The sequence below is a fragment of the Paraburkholderia sp. PGU19 genome, from assembly GCF_013426915.1.
GTDB lineage: Bacteria > Pseudomonadota > Gammaproteobacteria > Burkholderiales > Burkholderiaceae > Paraburkholderia.
Genome location: NZ_AP023179.1, coordinates 1,736,422 through 1,755,587, shown reverse-complemented (window position 1 = coordinate 1,755,587; position 19,166 = coordinate 1,736,422). Strand labels below are relative to the sequence as shown.

Genomic DNA, 19,166 nt, shown 5'->3' with positions numbered 1-19,166 from the left:
CGCCCGCATCGCTATTGCCTGATACACAAACGGCTCTCTCTGAAGCCTCACTCAGTCAAACTGGCCCTCGGTCCGGCTGCTTTCCTGCCTCGCGTCAGACGGTCGCCATCGTATCGAGCGCGCGGCCTTCATACAGCTGGCCAAAACGGTTCGCGAGGAAATCGCGCAGCGCCACCTGCTCCTGACGCACGAAGCCGCTTTGCGGCAGCTTCTTCTCGCGGAACAGATCGAGCACCGCGCACATCGCGCCCGCCGTGGTGATCTGGATCGCGCTCATCGGCACGCCGCAGACCGTCTTCGCAAAAATCTTGCGGGTGAACACTTCCTGCACCAGTTGTCCGTCGCGCACACCCGTCACGGTGATGAACACGAGCACGACGTCCTGAGCCGTTGCCGGCACCGAGCGGCGCATGATCGTCTTCAGCGTGTCGCGGTCGGTGGACAGGCGCAGGTCTTCGAGCAGGAACTGCATCAGGTCGCGATGACCCGGATAGCGCACCGACTTGTAATCGAGCGTCTCGACGCGGCCCGACAGCGTCTCGCACAGCGTGCCCAGGCCGCCCGACGTGTTGAACGCCTCGTACTCGGTACCGTCGAGCGAGAAGTGCTCAAGGCCTTCGAGCGGCTGCACCCATTGCGTGCGGCTGTCGCGGATCGCTTCGCAAGGCTGGCAATACTCGTTGATCAGACCGTCGACGCTCCACGTCAGGTTGTACTTCAGCGCATTGGTCGGAAACTCGGGCAGCGCACCGACGCGCATCTTCACATCGCGGATTTCGGTGAAGCGGTTGGCCAGTTCATGCGCGGCAATGCCGATGAAGCCCGGCGCGAGACCGCATTGCGGCATGAACGCGTGGTCGGCACCGTCGGCGATCGCGCGGATCGCGTGCGTCGCGCGCACGTCTTCCGTCAGATCGAAGTAATGCACGCCCGCGCCCTTCGCCGCCGACGCCACGCTCACCGCGAGGTAGTACGGCAGCGCATTGACGAGCGCGTCGAAGCCCTGGATTTCGGCGCGCAGCGCGGCGGCGTCGGCGGAATCGACGCGGCGCGTCGGGATACCTTGCGCGGCCAGCTTGTCGAGCGCGTGTTGATCGCGGTCCAGCGCGAGCACTTCGTAGTCGCCCGTCTCACGCAACATGTGCGCAATGGTGTGACCGATCAGACCTGCGCCAACGATGGCAACTTTCATGCGCTTCTCCTTTGTTTTCTCTGGTTGATGTCGGCGCGCCGCAGCGAACCTCTACCCAAGAGTTTATGGAGAAGGCGAGTCGGTTTATAGGCGCAAAGTGCTGCGCAATGACCATGATTTTCGACGAAATGACGAAGCGTTTCGTCGATTCGTCGAAAACATATCAAAACCGCGTAAACGCCAGCCGCGAAACCGACGCTCACACGCTCAAGAACTGCTCATCCCGCGATCGATCTTGCGCGACAGGATGATCGACGTCGTCGTGCGCTCGACACCCGCCAGACCGCCGATCTGATCGAGCAGATCGTTCAGGCGCTCAGGCGAATCGGCGCGCAGCCACGCGACGTAATCGAACTCGCCGCTCACGGCGCACAACAGTTGCACCTCCGGCATGCGGTTGAGCTTCTTCAGCACGTCCGCCCCGAACTTCGGCGCGATGATGATGCCGACATAAGCATGCATGCTCGCGTCGAGCACGTCCTGCCCGAGCCGCACGCTATAGCCGGCGATCACGTTGGTCTTTTCGAGCCGCGCAATCCGCGCGATCACCGTGGTACGCGCAACACCCAGTTGCCGCGCGAGATTCGCGACGCTTTCGCGCGCATTGGCTTGCAGCAGCGCGACGAGGTTGCGGTCGAGTTCGTCGAGCTGATCGAGGCGCGGTGGTCTCATCGGTTCAAGGTCAAGGTTGAGAGAGGACGCTCGCCGCGCACGGCGAGCCGATGACGCGGATTATGCGCCTTGCGCACGCTTGCGCGAATACATGCGGGCTGCACATATCGCGCAAGCGGCGCAGTGAGGACCGCAGTGACGACATCACACGCCGAAGCGTTCGATCACGAAGTCGATGAAGCTTGTCAGCTTCGGCGTAGGTTGCCGGTCGCGCGGATAGATCAGATGCACGGGCGCGCCATCGGGCAGATAGTCTTCGAGCACGGATACGAGCGTGCCCTGCTCGATCTCGCGCGCGAGCAACGCTTCGGGCTGCAGCACCAGACCGAAGCCGCGCAGCGCCGCCATCTTGAGCGCCTGGCCGTTGTTCGCGCGAAAGCGACCCGGTCGCAACTGGTAGTCGCTCTCGGCATCGCCGTCCAGGCGCCACAATCCTTCGCGTCCCCAATGCAGGAAGCCGAGACATTCGTGATGCAGGAGGTCGGCCGGCGTCTTCGGCGTGCCCATGCGTTGCAGATAGGCGGGCGACGCGCACGCGCGCATCCGGTAAGGCTTCAGCGGCCTCGCGACGAGACTCGAATCGGGCAGGCGGCCAATCCGCACGGCGGCATCGAAGCCTTCTTCGACCAGATCGAAGACGCGGTTCGACAGATCGAGTTCGAGACTGACCTCGGGGTACTGATTCAGGTAGTCGGTCATCGCGGGCGAGAACACTTCGACGCCATACGTCAGCGGCACCGTTACCTTCAGCGTGCCGCGCGGCGCGGACGTCATCGCTTCCGCGAGCGACTCCGCGGCCTTCACGTCGGCGAGAATGCGCCGGCACTGCTCGTAATACTGGCGGCCGATTTCGGTGAGGCTTTGACGGCGCGTCGTGCGCGTCAGAAGCCGTGTGGAGAGCTGTGTTTCGAGCGAGCGGATATGCTTGCCGACCATCGCCGACGACAGATCGAAGCGCTCGGCAGCCGCCGTAAGGCTGCCCGCTTCGACGACGGCAACGAAGACTTCCATGCTGACGAATTTATCCACCGGCTATTTCCGATCGTTTCGGTTGTAAGCAGTTGTCGCAATAGAGACGCAATGAAGCGATAACGTGATACTAATAACGCACGGCATGATAGATGTCGACGTCGACACATCGTGCAGCTTTGGTCTCATACCAATAGACAACAGGAGTCTCAATGAAAAAAACTCTCGCTATTCTCGCTTCCGCGTTGACCATGAGCGCTGCATTCGCGCAGACGGCAGCGCCCGCTGGCGCGTCCGCGCCGGCCATGTCGGCTGCTTCGCAGGGTGCGGGCAAGGCTAGCCACGAGCAGCGCGTCGAAGACCGCATCACCTATCTGCATACGCAACTGAAGATCACGTCGGCGCAGGAAGCGCAGTGGAACACGTTCGCCGACGTCATGCGCAGCAACGGTGAAACAATGGGCAAGCTGTTCGAGGCACGCCGCGCGAACGCAAACGTCTCGGCGCTCGACGACATGAAGCAATACGCCGAAATCACCCAGGCGCATGCCGACGGCACGAAGAAGCTCGTCGACGCGTTCGAGCCGCTGTACAACAGCTTCTCGCCGGAGCAGAAGAAACTGGCCGACACGACCTTCCGCCGCCAGTCGCCCGAAGGCCGGCCGCATCACAATCGTTCGCGCAAGCCGGCCGCGCCGGCTTCGGATGCGACCGTCAAGCCGTAACCTGTATCGATTGGTTAAACAGCGCCTGCCCTGACCGGCGGGCGTTTTTTTATCAGCGCCGCAAGAATCTGGCATCATGCGCGCCTGCGCCGCGTTTGCGATGCTGTTTGCATGTCGCACCGATGCTCGCTCATTGGGCTCTTAACGGGCTCCATTACGCGTCCCTGTCAATCTCTGCGTTATCTAGCCTCATGATCGAACTCAAGAACATCGACCTGCTCACCGACCCGGCCGCGCAACGCGTCGTCAAGGACGAAACCGTCGCAGTGCAATTCGCCGCGGGCGATGGCGAACTGATGAGCCTCGAAGGACCGAACCGCTACGCGCGTGGCGACGCGCTGATCACGGGCTCGACGGGCGACCGCTGGGTCGTGTCGCGCGAACGCTTCGACGCAAAGTACCTGCCCGCCGACGCCGCGCTCGCACATGGCGAGCCGGGCGCATACCGCAATCGGCCCGCTGTCGTGCTCGCGAAGCGGATGGACGAGGCGTTCTCGCTCTCACGCTCGGCGCAAGGCGGCGACGTCCTCAAGGGCACGGCAGGCGACTGGATCATGCAATACGCGCCGGGCGACTATGGCGTCGTGCAAGCCGCGCGCTTCGCCAAGGTCTACCGGCTCGCCGACTGAACCTGACGTTCCCCGGCCCCCGGCTCCTGGCTCACGCGAACTCGTCGCCGAGTTCGACGGTCACTTCGCGCGGTATGGTCTTGCCTTCCGCGTACTCTTCTTCGAGCGATCCCAACGTCGCTTCCACATAGGCGCGCAGTATCGCGAAGCTGCGGCCCGCGCGCGCGGTGGCATCGCGCGGTAACGCGCGAGCGCCGCGGGTGCGATGGCAACCGTCAGTTCCATACGCTTCGCCGTCGAACCGAAACGCATCGCAACCCAATGCACGACGATCTGCGGCACGCCGTTCTCGCCGGCACGCTCGATGAACTGCGTCTGCTCGGGAAAGAGATCGCTGATCACGCGCGCGAGTTCTTCGATCTCCGCGTTCGCGCATTCAAACTGATAGGCTTCCATGTCGATTGGCCTCTGGCCTTTTACTCTGTTGATCTGTTGACCTGCGTTGAAGATCATGCTGCGCGCTTGTGTACCCGGATCAGTCCGGCGACCACTGCGATCGCCGCGACGGCATAAATTGCATCCACGGTCACGAGCGACAGCATTCCCGCCTGCGACATTGCCGCCGGCACATCGATCAACGCATGCGCGACGATCGCGACGGGCAGTATGGCACGCCAGCCGGCACGCACGCCGCGCCACATCAGCACCGACAGTCCGATCTGAAACACCAGCGCCGCCACGCGTTCGAGCACGAACACGCCCGCCATGGCCGGTGACATGCTCGCGAGCAGCAGATGGATGCGCATCAACGGTCCTGCCGGCATATTGCTGAGATAGGTATCGAGTTGCCCGCGATTTTCGAGCACGCCGAATGCGATCCATTGCGCCTGCACCATCACGCCGATGAGCCACGCCTCCGCGCCACCGTGGCCGAGACCGTACGCAAGCGCGGTGCCGTCTTTCGCTGCGTCGTGCGTCGCGCCGCCAGTTTGACGCCGCGCGAGCCAGCGCATCGCAATGAAGCGCCCCACCTCCTCGCAGATGCCCGCGGCCAGCGCGCCATAGACGACGAACGCCAGCGGGTCGGACAGCCACTCGCTGGTCGCCGCGTTTTCGCGAAGCAGATAATCGTTGAGCGCGCGCTCGATCACCATCGCGGACAGCGCGAACACGGCGATGCCCGCGATCGCATCGCGCCGGTTCAACGCGAACGGCGCACGCCAGCGGCGGTACAGATAGATCGGAAGCAGCGCGACGAAGATCGTCGCGACGGCGAGCAAGGCAAGCGTGATGGGGGAAACGGGCAAATCGGACATGGGCGTGTGACGGGCGCTCTACAGGCGGAAAGTACGGAACTCGCCGCGCATTGTAAGCGCGATGCCCGAAAGCCGGCGGATTGGCGCGGATTGGCCTGGATCAGCGCGCCGTCGACGCGCGCTCGATCAGCTCGCCCGGCAGCAGACAATCGCGCGCGCTGGCCTGCTCGCCGACGATGCGCTGATGCAGAAACTCGACGGCCCGATAGCCGATGTCGTAGGTCGGCTGGCGAATCGTCGTGATGCCGGCCAGCTCGGCCCATTCGGGATCGTCGATGGACAGCAGCGCGACGCGCTTCTGCCAGTTCGGGCCATGCCGCTGGTTCAGATGCCGCGCGAGCGCCAGCGCGACCGGCCCATTCGCGGCAAACAGCGCGACGCCCGCCCGCGCAGGGTCTTCATGCGCGGCAATCACCGCATCGAGTTCGGCATCGAGCGCGCTCAAGGTCTGCTCGAGTTCGTCGGCGTCGCCGAGTTCGAGCACGACAGTGCGCCCGCTCACCTGCGGATACTGTTCGAGTGCCTCGTGAAACGCCGCTTCGCGCTGGCGCCGCGAGCTGATGTGTTCGAACGGTTGCACGACGAACCACAGCCGGTCGAAACCGCGTTCGACGAGATGCCGCGTCGCGAGCGCCGTCGCGCCCTGGTTGTCGAGCCCGACCATGTCGGTCACGAGCCCGTCGACGGAACGGTCCACCAGCACAGCGGGTATCCCACCGTCGCCGACGGGCCGCAGCGTCTCTTCGCTGACGCCCAGCGCATTGACGATCACGCCTTCTACGCGATACGTGGTCAGCAGTTGCAGAAAGCGCCGCTCCATGTCGACTTCGTTCGCCGCGTGGCAGATCAGCGGCATATAGCCGAGCGCGTGGCACGCGGCTTCGACGCCTTGCAGCACTTCGACGGAATAAGGATTCGTCAGGTCCGCGACCAGCATGCCGATCAGACGATTGCGCCCGCGCTTGAGGCCGCGCGCCATCTGGTTCGGCTGATAGTCGAGCCGTTCGATCGCGGCTTCGATGCGCGCGCGCAGTTGCGGCGACAGCACGCTCAACTCGCCGTTCAGATAGCGCGAGATGCTCGTCTTGCCCGTGCCCGCCTCGCGGGCGACGTCGCTGATCGTTGCGCGGCGCGGCGCGCCTGACGGCGGTATGTTCATTGAGGGAGCACGTCGCGGTTGACGATGTTGATCTTTAGCGTGCCGTCGAGCGCGCTGACCAGATTCTCCGCCGCGCAGCGCGCCATCGCGTGGCGCGTCTCGTGCGTCGCCGAGCCGATGTGCGGCAGCGCGACCACGTTCTTCATTTTCAGCAGCGGCGAGTTGGGATCGACGGGTTCCCTGTCGAACACGTCGAGGCCCGCGCCGTGGATCGTGCCCGTCCGCAAGGCTTCGATCAGTGCGTTCTCGTCGACCGTCTGGCCGCGCGATGCGTTGATCAGGATCGCGCTGCGCTTCATCTTGCGCAGTTCGTTCGCGCCGATCATGTGACGCGTTTCCGGCGTCAACGGAACTTGCAGGCAAACGAAGTCGGACGCCGCGAGCAATTCGTCCAGTTCGACGCGGTGGGCGCCGTAGCGCTGTTCGGCCTCCGCGTTCGCGCTGCGGTTCGTGTACAGCACCTTCATATTGAAGCCGAGCGCCGCCCGCCGCGCGACCGCGCCGCCAATCCGCCCAAGACCGACGATGCCGAGCGTCTTGCCCTGCACGTCGACGCCGAACAGTTCGGGGCCAATGCTCGCCTGCCACTCGCCCGCCTTCACCCAGTCGGCCAGTTCGACGACGCGCCGCGCGCTCGCGAGGATCAGCGAGAACACCGTGTCCGCCGTCGATTCCGTCAGCACGTCCGGCGTGTGCGCGAGCACGATGCCGCGTTTCGTCAGGTCGGCGACGTCGAAGTTGTCGTAGCCGACCGAGATCGTCGACAGCGCCTTGAGCTTCGCGGCGCCGTCGAGCATCGACGGCGTGATCTTCACGCTCGCGCCGATCGCGCCGTCGGCATCCTTCAGCGCGGCGACGAACGCGTCGTGCTGCGCGGCGTCCGCCTGCACGACTTCGGCATGCTGCTGGAGATACGCGAGCACATCATCCGGCAGCGGCTTGTACGCGACGATCTTTCGCTTCATCGATTCACTTTCCTTGCAACGGGGTGGCGAGCTTCGGAGTCTGCATCGGCTGCGGCTTGACGGCAAGCGTCAGTATCACGGCAGCGATCAGCGCGACGCTCATGAACACATACGACGCCGAGGGCGAGCCCGTCGCGCCGTTCAGATAACCGACCACATACGAGCCGACGAACGAGCCGAGCGCGCCCATGCTGTTGATCAGCGCCATCGCGCCGCCCGCGACGTTCTTCGGCAGCAGTTCGGGGACGATCGCGAAGAACGGGCCATACGGCGCGTACATCGCGGCGCCCGCGATCACCAGCAGTGCATACGACATCCAGAAGTGCGTCGAGCCGAGCGCATAGGAACCCGCGAAGGCGGCCGCGCCGATCAGCAGAAACGGCCAGACGAATGCGCGCCGGTTGTTGAGTTTATCCGACGCCCACGACGCCGCGAGCATCGCGATCGTTGCGCCGAGATACGGCAGCGCCGACAGCCAACCCGTTTCGACCATACCGAGCGACGAACCGTTTTTCAGAATGGACGGCAGCCACAGCACGAAGCCGTACACGCCGATGCTCCAGCAGAAGTACTGCGCACACAGTTTGATGACGGCGGGCGAGCGGAACGCCTCGCCGTAATTGCGCATCGGCTTGATGGCGGCCTGCTCGGCGCGCAGCGTGTCGGCGAGCTGTTTCTTGTCGGCGTCCGACAGCCACTTCACCTGCTCGGGTTTGTCTTTCACGATGAACCACCAGCAGACGGCCCAAACAATCGCCGGGACGCCTTCCGCGATGAACATGTGGCGCCAGCCGAACGAATGCACCAGATAGCCCGACACGACCGACATCCACAGCACCGTCACCGGGTTGCCGAGAATCAGGAACGTGTTGGCGCGCGAGCGTTCGCGCTTGGTGAACCAGTTGCTGATGAAGATCAGCATCGCGGGCATCACGGCCGCCTCGACGACGCCGAGCACGAAGCGGATCACCATCAGCGACGGAATGTTGCTGACGACGCCCGTCAGTGCCGCGCAGCCGCCCCACAGCACCAGGCTCCAGAACACGAGCTTCTTGACGCTCTTGCGTTCCGCGTAAATCGCGCCGGGAATCTGGAAGAAGAAGTAGCCGAGAAAGAACAGCGCGCCGATCAGCGACGACAATCCCTTGCTGATACCGAGATCCTGATTGATGCCTGCGGCGGCGGCGAAACCGTAGTTCGCGCGGTCGAGATAAGCGAGGCTGTACGTGATGAAGACGATCGGCATGATCGTCCACCAACGTCGAATCGCGAGTGATGAGGACATGAATGTCTCCTGTGACTGGCTGAGGCGGTCGGTTGGCGTGCTGTTGAGCCGCGTGTTGCTCGTCGGAGCGTTTGCGCGGCCGGGCATCTTGTTGTCGTGTCGTGCTGCTGAATGGTGAAACTGTTGAAACGTCAGGCGGCGAGCGGGTCGGCGCTTTCGAGTGCATCGAGTTCGGTGCGCGTCGGCAGGCCTTCCGAATCGCCGATCACCTGAATCGCGAGCGCGCCGATGCGGTTGCCGCGCGCCACCGCCTGCGGTAGCGTGCGGCCTTCGAGCAATGCGCTCACCACGCCGACGGCGAAGCCATCGCCCGCGCCGACGGTATCGACTACTTTCTCGACGCGCTGCGCTTCGACGATGCCCGAATCGGTCGCCGTGCGGAAATACGCGCCTTGCGCACCGAGCTTCACCACGACGCCCTTCGCGCCGCGGTCCAGATAAAACTGCGCAATGTCTTCCGCTTTCGTGTAACCCGTCAGAATCTCGCCCTCGCCGATGCCGGGCAGCACCCAGTCGGCGAACGTCGCGACTTCGTTCAGCGCGGCCGCCATCGCTTCACGCGACGGCCACAGTGTCGGGCGCAGGTTCGGATCGAACGAGATCGTCTTGCCGGCCTGTCGCATTTCGCGCGCCAGATGGAACGCAAGCTCGCGCGAACTGGCCGAAATCGCGGGCGCGACGCCCGTCAGATGCAGATGGCGCGCGGGCAGCACGTAGCCTGGCACGTAGTCGTCGAGCGACAGGTGGCTGGCGGCCGAACCCTTGCGGAAATATTCGACGGCGGGATCGCTGCCGTCGTCGTTCTTCGACTTCAGCTGGAAGCCCGTCGGATAGCGCGCATCGGTCGTCACGCAACGCCCGTCGATGCCTTCCTTCGTCAGCGTATCGCGCACGTACTGACCGAATGAGTCGTCGCCGACGCGGCTCATGTAGCCCACCTTGAAGCCAAGGCGCGACAGGCCGATCGCCACATTGAGATCGGCGCCTGCGATGCGCTTCGTGAACTGGCCGACGCCCGCGAGCGCGCCCGTTTCGGCTGCGACGAACATCGCCATCGCTTCGCCGTAGGTGATGACATCGAGTGTCGGATGCATGGCTTCTCCTGATGATTCGCTGCGCGTTCGCGCTGTCTTACATCGACGCGAGCTGCGCGACGTGGTGCGACGCGTCCTCGGCGATGCGCGCCGCGTCGAAGGGAAATTCGATGCCGCGCGGCACGTTGCGCGGCAGGAGCGGCAGCACGGCCGCGAAAACGGGATCGTCGGCGGCGGGCGCGACGGCAAAACGGCGCGCGCCTTCGCCCGCCACCGCCTTGCAGTGGATGTACTCGACGTGGTCCGCAAGCTTGTGCGCCGCCTCGACGGGATCGACGCCGGGCCATTGCCAGTTGCCGATGTCGAAGGTCATGCCGATCAGCTTGTGACGGCCTTCCTTCGCGAGCGCGTTGAACAGCCCGTCGAACTGCGCGAGCGAGCCGCCGCGCTCCAGTTGCCCGTTTTCGACCACGAGCCGCGCCGCGATGCCCTTCGTGCACCTGGCGATCGCGTCGCCGTGCGCGCGTCCCGCGAAACCGCCCAATTGCAGCTTGACGAAGCGCGCGCCGAGCGCCGTCGCTTCGATCAGCGCCTCGCGCAGCGTGGCTTCGTTGAGCGCGCCGTCGTGCGCGTAAAGCTCGGCGGGCGTCGAGTACACCGACCACAGGCCTTTCGCCGCAATCGACTTGCCCAGCGCCGACAGTGCCTCCGCCGACGCTTCCGCTTCCAGCGCAAACAGCTCGCGCCGCACTTCGAAACCAGCCGCGCCCGCTTGCGCCGCTGTCTTCAGCCACGCGTGATGACCGTCCTCGCGGATCGCACCGGCCCCAAACGCACTCGCGACGATAACTACTTCCGGCATGCCGTCCACCTTGCTTTATTGCTGAAAAACGACCTTTGGAATCGGTTCCAAAGATGGATATCAAAAAAGCGCCTTGGCGCTAGCTGCGAATACTGCCGCGCGTCGGCGCCTCACGCCATAGTGGTTATCCCCTAACGGCCGGAGGCCCCCGTCGCAGGCCGCGCATCGCCGTTCAGGCACAGTTCGAGAAAGCGTCCGACGAGGCGCGACGGTGCGCTCGCGTGCGGCACGAGGATCGAAAACTGCCGCGTGAGTGGCTCGGGGCCAAGCGGCAGGCGGCACAGCGCCTCGTTCTCGTGGCGCATCGACATCGCTGACACGAAGCCGACGCCCATCCCGGCGCGCACTGCCTCCTTCACGCCTTCAACGCCCGCGATTGCCAGTGCGACGCGCATCGGCACGCCTGCGCGCGCGAACGCGCGCTCGATCAGTTGCCGCACGCCGGAGCCTTCTTCCCGTAGCACGAGCGCGTGCTCGCTCAGTCCGGCGAGCGTGACGGCCTGCAAGCCCGCAGCCGCAAGCGGATGCGAGCGCGGCATGATCGCGACGATCTCGTCCTCGTGCCACGGATGCACAGCCGTATCCGGCGGCAGATCACTGCCGACCTGCCCTTCGACCAGCGCGATATCGAACGACGCCAGCGCGCCGACGATATCCGCTGTGTTGCCGTCGTCGGTATGCACGGTCACGTCGGGATGGCGGCGCTGAAAGGCGGCGATCAGATACGGCAGCAGATAGCTGGCGGGCGTCGTGCTCGCGCCGATACGCAGCGTGCCCTGCTCCATGCCGCGCAGCGCATCGCGATACGCGTACGCCTGGCGGAACGTGTCGCGCAGCCGCGTGGCGTAGCTGGCCAGTTGCTCGCCGGCGGGCGTCAGCCGCACGCCGCGGCCGTCGCGTAAATAGAGCGGCTCGCCGAACTCGTCCTGCAGCTGCCGCAACTGGCCGGACACGGCGGGCTGCGACAGATGCAGCGCCAGCGCGGCACGGCTGATGTTGCGGTGCTCGGCGACGGCGGCGAACGTTATAAGCTGATCCGGGGTCATGGCGATAAAGTATCAGATTGGCCGATATATTTCATCCCAAATCACGATTTCTCATATCGATATATCTAAATTAGGATTAGCCCATCGAATCAACCAACCTTTACCGAAGAGGTTGAAGCCCATGTCCACCGCTCACACCGCTCACACCGCTCACACCCACGCCGTTCCCGCCGCGTCATCGACACGCGGCCAGATCAACGGCATTCTGTTCGTCGCGCTGTTCGCCGCCGCCGTCACCCGCATCGCTGCCATTCCGTCGATTGCCAATCTGGGCATCAGCCCGCTGATCGTCGGCATCGTCGGCGGGATGATCTACGGCAACGCGCTCAAGGACGGCATGCCCGAGAGCTGGGCCGCCGGCGTCAATTTCTCGGCCCGCAAGCTGCTGCGCATCGCCGTCGCGTTCTTCGGGCTGCGCGTGAGCATTCAGGAAATCGCGCAAGTCGGCCTGCCGGGTCTCGCCGAATCGCTGCTGATCGTGGTCAGCACGCTCGTGATCGGCACGTGGGCGGGCATGAAGCTGATGAAGCTCGACCGCGACAGCGCGCTGCTGACGGCAGCGGGCAGCGCGATCTGCGGCGCGGCCGCCGTGCTCGCGTTCGAATCCACCTTGCAATCGAAGCCGCACAAGAGCGCGATGGCCGTCGGCAGCGTGGTGCTGTTCGGCACGCTGTCGATGTTCCTCTACCCCGCGCTGCTGCGCGCCGGGATCATCCATCTGGACACGACAGGCGTGGGCCTGTTCTTCGGCGGCACAATTCACGAAGTCGCGCAGGTGGTCGGTGCTGCGAGCAACGTGAGCCCGGAAGCGACGCATATCGCCACCATCGTCAAGATGACCCGCGTGATGCTGCTGGTGCCCGTGCTGCTGATCGTCGGTATGTGGGTGAACCGCTCGGCGCGTGGCGCCGCTTCGAAAGATGGCGCACATGCGCCGCGCAAGCTCGCCGTGCCCTGGTTCGCACTTGGCTTTCTCGCCTGTGTCGCCGTGAACTCGCTGCATATCCTGCCCGAAGCCGCGACCAGCACGGTCAATATGCTCGACACCTTCGCGCTGACGATGGCCATGACGGCGCTCGGCATCGAAACGCGCCTTTCGCAGATCCGCGACGCCGGTCCCCGTGCGCTGACGACGGGCCTGATCCTCTACGTGTGGCTCTTCGCAGGCGGTCTCGGTATCACGTGGCTCGTCCAGCATCTGCTCGGCTAAGCCGGCATCTCTCCCGAACAAGCCCCGCCGCGTGCGGGGCTTTTGTGCTTTTCGGGCTGCATCGTCACGATCGCGCCGGCGCGCTTTTTTGCTGTGTGACAAGCACGCCAACTGCAAGCATCGCGCGGCATACTTCTAGCTCTCTTCCGTGTGCGAACGTGACGCGATCCCGCGCCGCCGACAATCGAATGAGGACCGACCGATGACTTATCAGCTCTATTACTGGGATGGATTGCAGGGCCGTGGCGAATTCGTGCGGCTGGCGCTCGAAGAAGCGCGCGCGGACTATGTCGAAGTGGCGCGCGGCGACGAACAGGACGGGCTCGGCACGGGCGCGATGATCGACGTGATGGACAGCCGGTCGGAAGCGTATCTGCCGTACGCGCCGCCCTTCCTGCAGCACGGCGACCTGATCATTTCGCAGACGGCGAACATCCTGTTCTACCTCGGGCCGAAGTTGAATCTCGCACCGAAGGTCGAGAGCCTCTGCTATGTCGCGAACGGTCTGCAGCTGACCATCGCCGACATGGTCACGGAAGCGCACGATACGCATCATCCGCTCGCGTCGGGCATGTATTACGAGGAGCAGAAAGAGGCCGCCAAAATCCGCGCGACGGATTTCATCGACAACCGGATTCCGAAGTTCATGGGCTATTTCGAACGCGTGCTGAAGCAGAACCCCGCCGGCGACCAACATATGGTGGGCGACACGCTCACCTATGTCGATCTGTCGATGTTCCAGCTGATCGACGGTCTGCATTACGCCTTTCCACGCGCGATGAAGCATTTCGGCGAGCGTCATCCGCGCCTTGCCAGGCTGCATGACGCGGTGCTCAAGCGCCCGAATATCGCCGCCTATCTCGACTCGGAACGGCGTCTGCCGTACAACGAAACCTGCGTCTTCCGGCACTACCCCGAACTCGACAAGGACGTGCGCTGAGATGAACTGACATCGTTCCTTCGCCACGTTGCGGCGCGCATGCCAGCTGGCGCGCCCCTCTTCAACCTGTCGTCGCGCAATGCCGATAACATGCGAAGGCTTGCGCGCCACCCATACCAACCCTAAACGCCCGCTCCTGCCGTGCTTTCATTCCTGCTGAGACTGCGCACCCGCGCTGCCCATCTCTTCCGTCTGTCGGACGCGCACACGATGCTGGTGTGGTCGGTGATCGTCGGCATCGTCGGCGCCTTCGCGACGATCGCCTTCCGCGAAGGCATCGCGCTGATGCAGCGCGCTTTCACGGGACAAGATGGCAGTCTCGTCGAAATGGCGCGGCGTCTGCCCATTGCGATGCGTATCGCGTTGCCCGCGCTGGGCGGGCTGGCCGCGGGCGTGCTGCTGGTCATCGCGCAGCGCGGCGCCGACAAGAAACAGCATACGGATTACATGGAAGCCGTTGTGATCGGCGACGGCGTCGTCCCCGTGCGACTCAGCCTGTGGCGCAGCGCGTCGTCGCTATTCACGATTTCGAGCGGTGGCTCGATCGGCCGTGAAGGCCCGATGGTGCAGCTTGCCGCGCTGTGTGCATCGCTGATCGGGCGCGTCGTGCATTTCGATCCGCCGCGTCTGAAGCTGCTCGTGGCGTGCGGCGCGGCGGCGGGCATCACGTCCGCGTACAGCGCGCCCATCGCGGGTGCGTTCTTCGTCACCGAACTCGTGCTCGGCTCGATCGCGATGGAAAGTTTCGGGCCCGTCGTGGTGGCGTCGGTGGTCTCGAACATCCTGATGCGCGAGTTCGCCGGTTACAAGCCGCCTTACGAGATGCCTGTATTCCCGCCCATCGCGGGGCTCGAAGTACTGCTGTTCGTCGCGCTCGGCCTGCTGTGCGGCGCGGCGGCGCCGCAGTTCCTGCGGCTGATGGACACCAGCAAGGCCGGCTTCCGGCGTCTGCCGATCCCTTTGCCCGTGCGGCTTGCGCTCGGCGGCCTGATCGTCGGCATTCTGTCCGTATGGACGCCCGAGGTATGGGGCAACGGCTATAGCGTCGTCAACTCGATCCTGCATTCGCCGTGGACCTGGTCCGCGCTCGTCGTCGTGCTGGTATTCAAGCTGATTGCGACGGCGGCGACGGTCGGCTCGGGCGCCGTCGGCGGCATCTTCACGCCGACGCTCTTCTTCGGCGCGGTGCTCGGCTCGCTGTTCGGGCTCGGCATGAACGCGCTGTGGCCGCACGGGACGTCCGCGCCGTTCGCTTACGCGATGGTCGGCATGGGCGCATTCCTGGCGGGCGCGACCCAGGCGCCGCTGATGGCGATCCTGATGATCTTCGAAATGACGTTGAGCTATCAGGTCGTGCTGCCGTTGATGGTGTCGTGCGTGGTCGCGTACTTCGCGGCGCGCGCGATCGGCAAGACGTCGATGTACGAGGTCACGCTGCACCGCAACCGCGAGGAGCAGGAGCGCATGCGGCTGCGCGCGACGCAGATGCGCGAGCTGATCCGCCCGCCGCAAACCGTTGTGCAACCGAATGCGACCGTGCAGGACATGACGCGCGTGTTCCTCGAATACCCCGTCAAGTATTTGTACGTGACGGACGACAGAGACTGCTTTCTCGGCGTGGTCGCGCTGAAGGACATCACGTCCGATCTGCTCGACAAGCGCGACACGTCGACGAAAACGGCGGCCGATTATCTGCAGCCGCATTTCGACGTGCTCACGCCCGACATGCCGATCGGCGTCGCGCTCCAGCACTTCATGGCGTTCCAGGGTGAACGGCTGCCTGTAGTGGAAAGCGCTACGCGGCCGACGCTCGCAGGCGTGGTCTACAAGACGTCGTTGCTCGATGCGTACTTCCGGATGAACCCGCGCTAGCCTTCTTCGCTTTTGTGGCACGCGTCAGGCGCATGGCAAAGCGCGTCAAGTTCCCTACAATGGATTGACCATGAACGAGCCGCAAGCCGCATCCCGCGATGTACGGCGCTGAGCAACGCCGACGGAGATGCCTGCTCTGCGAGCGGGAGCGAAGATGAGCAAACCGTCCATCGATGCCGTGCGCCGCGACCAGGCCGGCTGGATCTTCGTGCATGTCGAAGGCGAGCCGTACGACCGGGGCGAGCAGCACGGCACATTGCTCGCCGCCGAAATCCAGAACGCGATCCGCACCGCCCGCTATCTCGCGAAATGGGACACGGGCGAGGAATTCGATACGTTCGTCAATGCCGCCGTCGAGCAGTTCGCGCCACGCATCGACAGCGAATCGGCAGACGAGATCCAGGGCATCGCCGATGGCGCAAAGCTCACGTTCGCTGAAGTGCTCGCATGGAACGGTTACATGGATTTGCTGCAAAGCTGGTGGCCACAGCACGCCGCGCAGCAGAAGCCGCAACTCGGCCTGAAGCCGTGGCGCGGCCGGCGCGGACATCACTGCAGCGCGTTCATCGCGACGGGCAGCGCGACGCGCGACGGCCGCATCGTGATGGCGCACAACTCGTGGGACCGTTACGCCGCGGGCGACGCGTTCAACGTCGTGTTCGACATCGTGCCCTCAGCGGGCAACCGGATTCTGATGCAGGGGCTGCCCGGCTGCATTTCGAGCCTGACGGATTTCTGGGTGACGTCGGCGGGCCTGATGGTGACCGAGACCACGATTTCGAATTTCGCGGGTTACAACGCGTCGGGCGCGCCGGAGTTCTACCGCTCGCGGCACGCAACGCAATACGCGAACAGCATCGGCGAATGGTGCGAGATGTTCGCGCTCGCGAACAACGGTGGTTACGCGAACAGCTGGCTGCTCGGCGACGCGAAAACGGGCGAGATCGCGCGCTATGAACTCGGCCTGCACTACTCCGGTTTCGAAAGCACGAAGGACGGCTTCTACAGCGGCTACAACACCGCCACCGATCTGAAAATCCGCAATCAGGAATGCACGGGCGAAGGCGAGGACTACACCGACGTGCGCAGGAACGGCGCGCGGCGGCTGCGCTTCATGCAACTGGAAGAGACGCATCACGGCAGGATCGACGCCGAGCTGGCGAAGGAAATGATCGCCGACCATCACGACGTCTATCTCGATCGCCCGGACAATCCGTGCTCGCGGACGATCTGCGGACACCTGGAACTGGACGACCAGCGCTTCGGCAGCTCCGATCACGGTCCGTTCAATCCGTGGGGCGCGAACGACGGCAAGGTGGTCGACAGCGATATGGCGCGCGACATGGCATTCTTCGCGCGTTGGGGCCATCCGTGCGGGCGGCCGTTCGACGCGCAGGCGTTCATGAAGCGCCATCCGCAGTGGAACTGGCTGAACGGCTACATGCGCGACCGGCCTTCGTGGCCGTGGACGCGCTTCGACGTGATGCGCTGAAGGCCGCTCGCAGCGCGGCAGGACGCTCGCGAACATCGTGGCTCGTGCCGGGTTAACGCCACCCGCTTTCTACATACGGGATGCGCGGCGCATCGCGCGGGTCCGCCTCTGTGCTGGCTCTGGCGCGCCCACCCGACACGAAACCGCCTCAAACCTCCATCAACGGAAGCCGATTTCCGTCCTTCCCGCCGCCTCATCAGCGCTTGTAAAAATAACTGGCGTAATATGAGGGGGACGCGCGGTGCTCGCAGACGGCGACCGCGTGGGGCGGGCGCCAATACGCTGTTGTCGCAATGGCATACCGCTTGCATGCAGTTCCTGCGCTGCCAGGCATAAGGAGGTCGAGCGATGAAAACCTCGACGCTGTTGATCATGGTGACGTTGTCGGCTTCGTGTTTCGCCGCGCCGGTGCATACGGCGACGGACGGCACGATCGACACGGCCGCCGCCCGCGCCAACGCTGCCCCCGTCGCGCCCGCCGCGCCGGACGTCGCGGCCCAGACCGATATCCGGCCCGAGCGATGGGAGCACATCGCACTGCCTAAGTCGCGGCATCTGGACCGAGGCTTCGTTGCACAGGACGAACATTTGCAGACATGACGGCGCGAGATACGTCGACCTTGGCTTCGATCACGATCCGATCAGCGGATCGTGCCGCTCGCGCTTGCCACTTTCAAAAAATAATGGAGCGCGAGTATGACGGAATCGGCTATTCCGGGTGAATCGATTGACCTGCAGATCGCAGATATCCTGAGCGGCGTCACCTACCCGCTCAACAAGGACGCGCTCGTCGATGCCGCGCGCGAAGCCGGCGCCAGCAACGAAGTGCTGTCGATGCTCGATGGCCTGCCCGAGCAGGATTACGCGGATATCGATTCTGTGACGAAGCTGATCGGCAGCAATTTCGGGCCGGGCCTTGGCATCTGACGGCGAAGCTATGCAGGACCCTGGCTCGACGGCCGTGCCGGCAACCCAGCCGCCTTCCGACACTGCGCAGCGCAATCACGACTGGATCCGGCGCGCGCCTGCGCAGGACGGCGTCGAGCGCATCGAGGCATTTTTCCAGCACAACGGCTACGCGTTGCACCGGCACGATACTTACGCAATCGGTTGCACGCTGGCGGGCGTGCAGAGCTTTCATTACCGGCGCAGCGTGCGCAACAGCCTGCCCGGCGGCACGATGGTGCTGCACCCCGACGAAACGCACGACGGTCAGGCCGGCACCGACGAAGGCTTCCGCTACCGGATGATTTATATCGAGCCCGCGCTGTTCCAGGCGGCGCTGGGCGGCAAGCCGCTGCCGTTCATCGAAGGCGGGCTGTCGGACGATCCGCGTCTGGCTGCCGCGACGCAGGCGCTGCTGCAAGGCATCGACCGCGCAATGGACCCGCTCGAACAGGACGACGCGCTCTTCGATCTCGCGCATGCGCTCGACGCCGTGTCCGGCGCGCGGCCACTGCGCGCTTCCGCCGACTTCCGCGCGGCGCAACTGGCGCGCGATTACCTGCATGGCGCGCTCGAACGCCCCGTCACGCTCGACGAACTGGCCGCTGCAAGCGGGCGCGACCGCTGGAGCCTGTCGCGCGATTTCCGGGCGTTCTTCGGCACCAGCCCGCATCGCTATCTGACGATGCGGCGTCTCAATGCCGCGCGTCAATCGATGCTGGGCGGCGTGGCGCTCGTCGATGCTGCCGCTGCCGCGGGCTTTGCGGATCAGAGCCATATGACGCGGCACTTCGTGTCCGCGTATGGTGTGACGCCGTCGCGCTGGTTACGGATGATCAACGCGCAAAACCGCTGAGGACACCGGGCGCGTGCACGAACGTTCAAGACGGCCGCGCGGTCGCGTCTCTACACT

19 protein-coding genes and 1 pseudogene are annotated in these 19,166 nt (G+C 64.5%); 9 read left to right on the top strand and 11 right to left on the bottom strand.

Annotated features, from left to right (window positions below; genetic code table 11):
• Positions 1 to 94 precede the first annotated feature (94 nt).
• The 3 genes from H1204_RS08075 to H1204_RS08065 all read right to left on the bottom strand — a co-directional run bounded on the left by H1204_RS08075 (position 95) and on the right by H1204_RS08065 (position 2,893).
• The gene (locus H1204_RS08075; RefSeq protein ID WP_042314784.1) at positions 95 to 1,192 is read right to left on the bottom strand and encodes a saccharopine dehydrogenase C-terminal domain-containing protein; all 1,098 of its coding nucleotides are present in this window, start codon (positions 1,190 to 1,192) and stop codon (positions 95 to 97) included.
• Positions 1,193 to 1,399: 207 nt separating this feature from the next.
• Positions 1,400 to 1,864: an Lrp/AsnC family transcriptional regulator gene (locus tag H1204_RS08070; protein ID WP_180730692.1), complete on the bottom strand. Its 465-nt coding sequence runs from the start codon at positions 1,862 to 1,864 to the stop codon at positions 1,400 to 1,402.
• A gap of 144 nt (positions 1,865 to 2,008) precedes the next feature.
• A complete protein-coding gene (locus H1204_RS08065; RefSeq protein WP_180730691.1) occupies positions 2,009 to 2,893 on the bottom strand; it encodes a LysR family transcriptional regulator in 885 nt (294 codons plus the stop codon).
• A 152-nt stretch (positions 2,894 to 3,045) separates the two neighbouring features.
• Here H1204_RS08065 and H1204_RS08060 point away from each other — a divergent pair, with 152 nt between their 5' ends.
• A complete protein-coding gene (locus tag H1204_RS08060) occupies positions 3,046 to 3,558 on the top strand; it encodes a Spy/CpxP family protein refolding chaperone (RefSeq protein WP_180730690.1) in 513 nt (170 codons plus the stop codon).
• 191 nt (positions 3,559 to 3,749) lie between these two features.
• On the top strand, positions 3,750 to 4,187 hold the full coding sequence (locus tag H1204_RS08055) for a PGDYG domain-containing protein (RefSeq protein ID WP_180730689.1): 438 nt from the start codon (positions 3,750 to 3,752) through the stop codon (positions 4,185 to 4,187).
• Positions 4,188 to 4,218: 31 nt separating this feature from the next.
• Here H1204_RS08055 and H1204_RS08050 read toward each other — a convergent pair.
• The 8 genes and pseudogenes from H1204_RS08050 to H1204_RS08015 all read right to left on the bottom strand — a co-directional run bounded on the left by H1204_RS08050 (position 4,219) and on the right by H1204_RS08015 (position 11,794).
• Positions 4,219 to 4,583: pseudogene (locus H1204_RS08050) on the bottom strand (DUF3022 domain-containing protein).
• A 53-nt stretch (positions 4,584 to 4,636) separates the two neighbouring features.
• Positions 4,637 to 5,443 (bottom strand): YhfC family intramembrane metalloprotease, encoded by an 807-nt coding sequence (locus H1204_RS08045; RefSeq protein WP_180730688.1) that lies wholly within the window; start codon positions 5,441 to 5,443, stop codon positions 4,637 to 4,639.
• A gap of 100 nt (positions 5,444 to 5,543) precedes the next feature.
• Complete coding sequence (locus H1204_RS08040; RefSeq protein ID WP_180730687.1) at positions 5,544 to 6,602, bottom strand: LacI family DNA-binding transcriptional regulator; 1,059 nt, start codon at positions 6,600 to 6,602, stop codon at positions 5,544 to 5,546.
• Positions 6,599 to 7,567, bottom strand: a complete 969-nt coding sequence (locus H1204_RS08035) for a D-glycerate dehydrogenase (protein ID WP_180730686.1) — start codon at positions 7,565 to 7,567, stop codon at positions 6,599 to 6,601. The genes H1204_RS08040 and H1204_RS08035 overlap by 4 nt, the downstream gene beginning before the upstream one ends.
• 4 nt (positions 7,568 to 7,571) lie before the next feature.
• Entirely contained in the window at positions 7,572 to 8,852 is a 1,281-nt protein-coding gene (locus tag H1204_RS08030; protein ID WP_180730685.1) for an MFS transporter, read from the bottom strand.
• A 131-nt stretch (positions 8,853 to 8,983) separates the two neighbouring features.
• Positions 8,984 to 9,946: a sugar kinase gene (locus H1204_RS08025; protein ID WP_180730684.1), complete on the bottom strand. Its 963-nt coding sequence runs from the start codon at positions 9,944 to 9,946 to the stop codon at positions 8,984 to 8,986.
• A gap of 37 nt (positions 9,947 to 9,983) precedes the next feature.
• Positions 9,984 to 10,748, bottom strand: coding sequence for a sugar phosphate isomerase/epimerase (locus H1204_RS08020; protein WP_180730683.1), 765 nt, complete (start codon positions 10,746 to 10,748; stop codon positions 9,984 to 9,986).
• 131 nt (positions 10,749 to 10,879) lie between these two features.
• Positions 10,880 to 11,794 carry a LysR family transcriptional regulator gene (locus H1204_RS08015; RefSeq protein ID WP_180730682.1) on the bottom strand — a complete coding sequence of 305 codons (915 nt, stop codon included), beginning with the start codon at positions 11,792 to 11,794 and terminating at the stop codon, positions 10,880 to 10,882.
• A gap of 121 nt (positions 11,795 to 11,915) precedes the next feature.
• Here H1204_RS08015 and H1204_RS08010 point away from each other — a divergent pair, with 121 nt between their 5' ends.
• From H1204_RS08010 to H1204_RS07980, 7 genes are all read left to right on the top strand, one after another.
• Positions 11,916 to 13,004 (top strand): YeiH family protein, encoded by a 1,089-nt coding sequence (locus tag H1204_RS08010; protein WP_180730681.1) that lies wholly within the window; start codon positions 11,916 to 11,918, stop codon positions 13,002 to 13,004.
• Between the two features lie 202 nt (positions 13,005 to 13,206).
• Positions 13,207 to 13,944: a glutathione S-transferase gene (locus H1204_RS08005; protein WP_180730680.1), complete on the top strand. Its 738-nt coding sequence runs from the start codon at positions 13,207 to 13,209 to the stop codon at positions 13,942 to 13,944.
• Positions 13,945 to 14,085: 141 nt separating this feature from the next.
• Positions 14,086 to 15,816, top strand: coding sequence for a ClcB-like voltage-gated chloride channel protein (locus H1204_RS08000; protein ID WP_180730679.1), 1,731 nt, complete (start codon positions 14,086 to 14,088; stop codon positions 15,814 to 15,816).
• Between the two features lie 154 nt (positions 15,817 to 15,970).
• Positions 15,971 to 17,308: a C45 family peptidase gene (locus H1204_RS07995; RefSeq protein ID WP_180730678.1), complete on the top strand. Its 1,338-nt coding sequence runs from the start codon at positions 15,971 to 15,973 to the stop codon at positions 17,306 to 17,308.
• 348 nt (positions 17,309 to 17,656) lie between these two features.
• On the top strand, positions 17,657 to 17,908 hold the full coding sequence (locus H1204_RS07990; RefSeq protein ID WP_007588325.1) for a hypothetical protein: 252 nt from the start codon (positions 17,657 to 17,659) through the stop codon (positions 17,906 to 17,908).
• A gap of 96 nt (positions 17,909 to 18,004) precedes the next feature.
• Complete coding sequence (locus H1204_RS07985; protein ID WP_180730677.1) at positions 18,005 to 18,235, top strand: DUF2795 domain-containing protein; 231 nt, start codon at positions 18,005 to 18,007, stop codon at positions 18,233 to 18,235.
• 10 nt (positions 18,236 to 18,245) lie between these two features.
• The gene (locus H1204_RS07980; RefSeq protein ID WP_180730676.1) at positions 18,246 to 19,109 is read left to right on the top strand and encodes an AraC family transcriptional regulator; all 864 of its coding nucleotides are present in this window, start codon (positions 18,246 to 18,248) and stop codon (positions 19,107 to 19,109) included.
• Positions 19,110 to 19,166 lie beyond the last annotated feature (57 nt).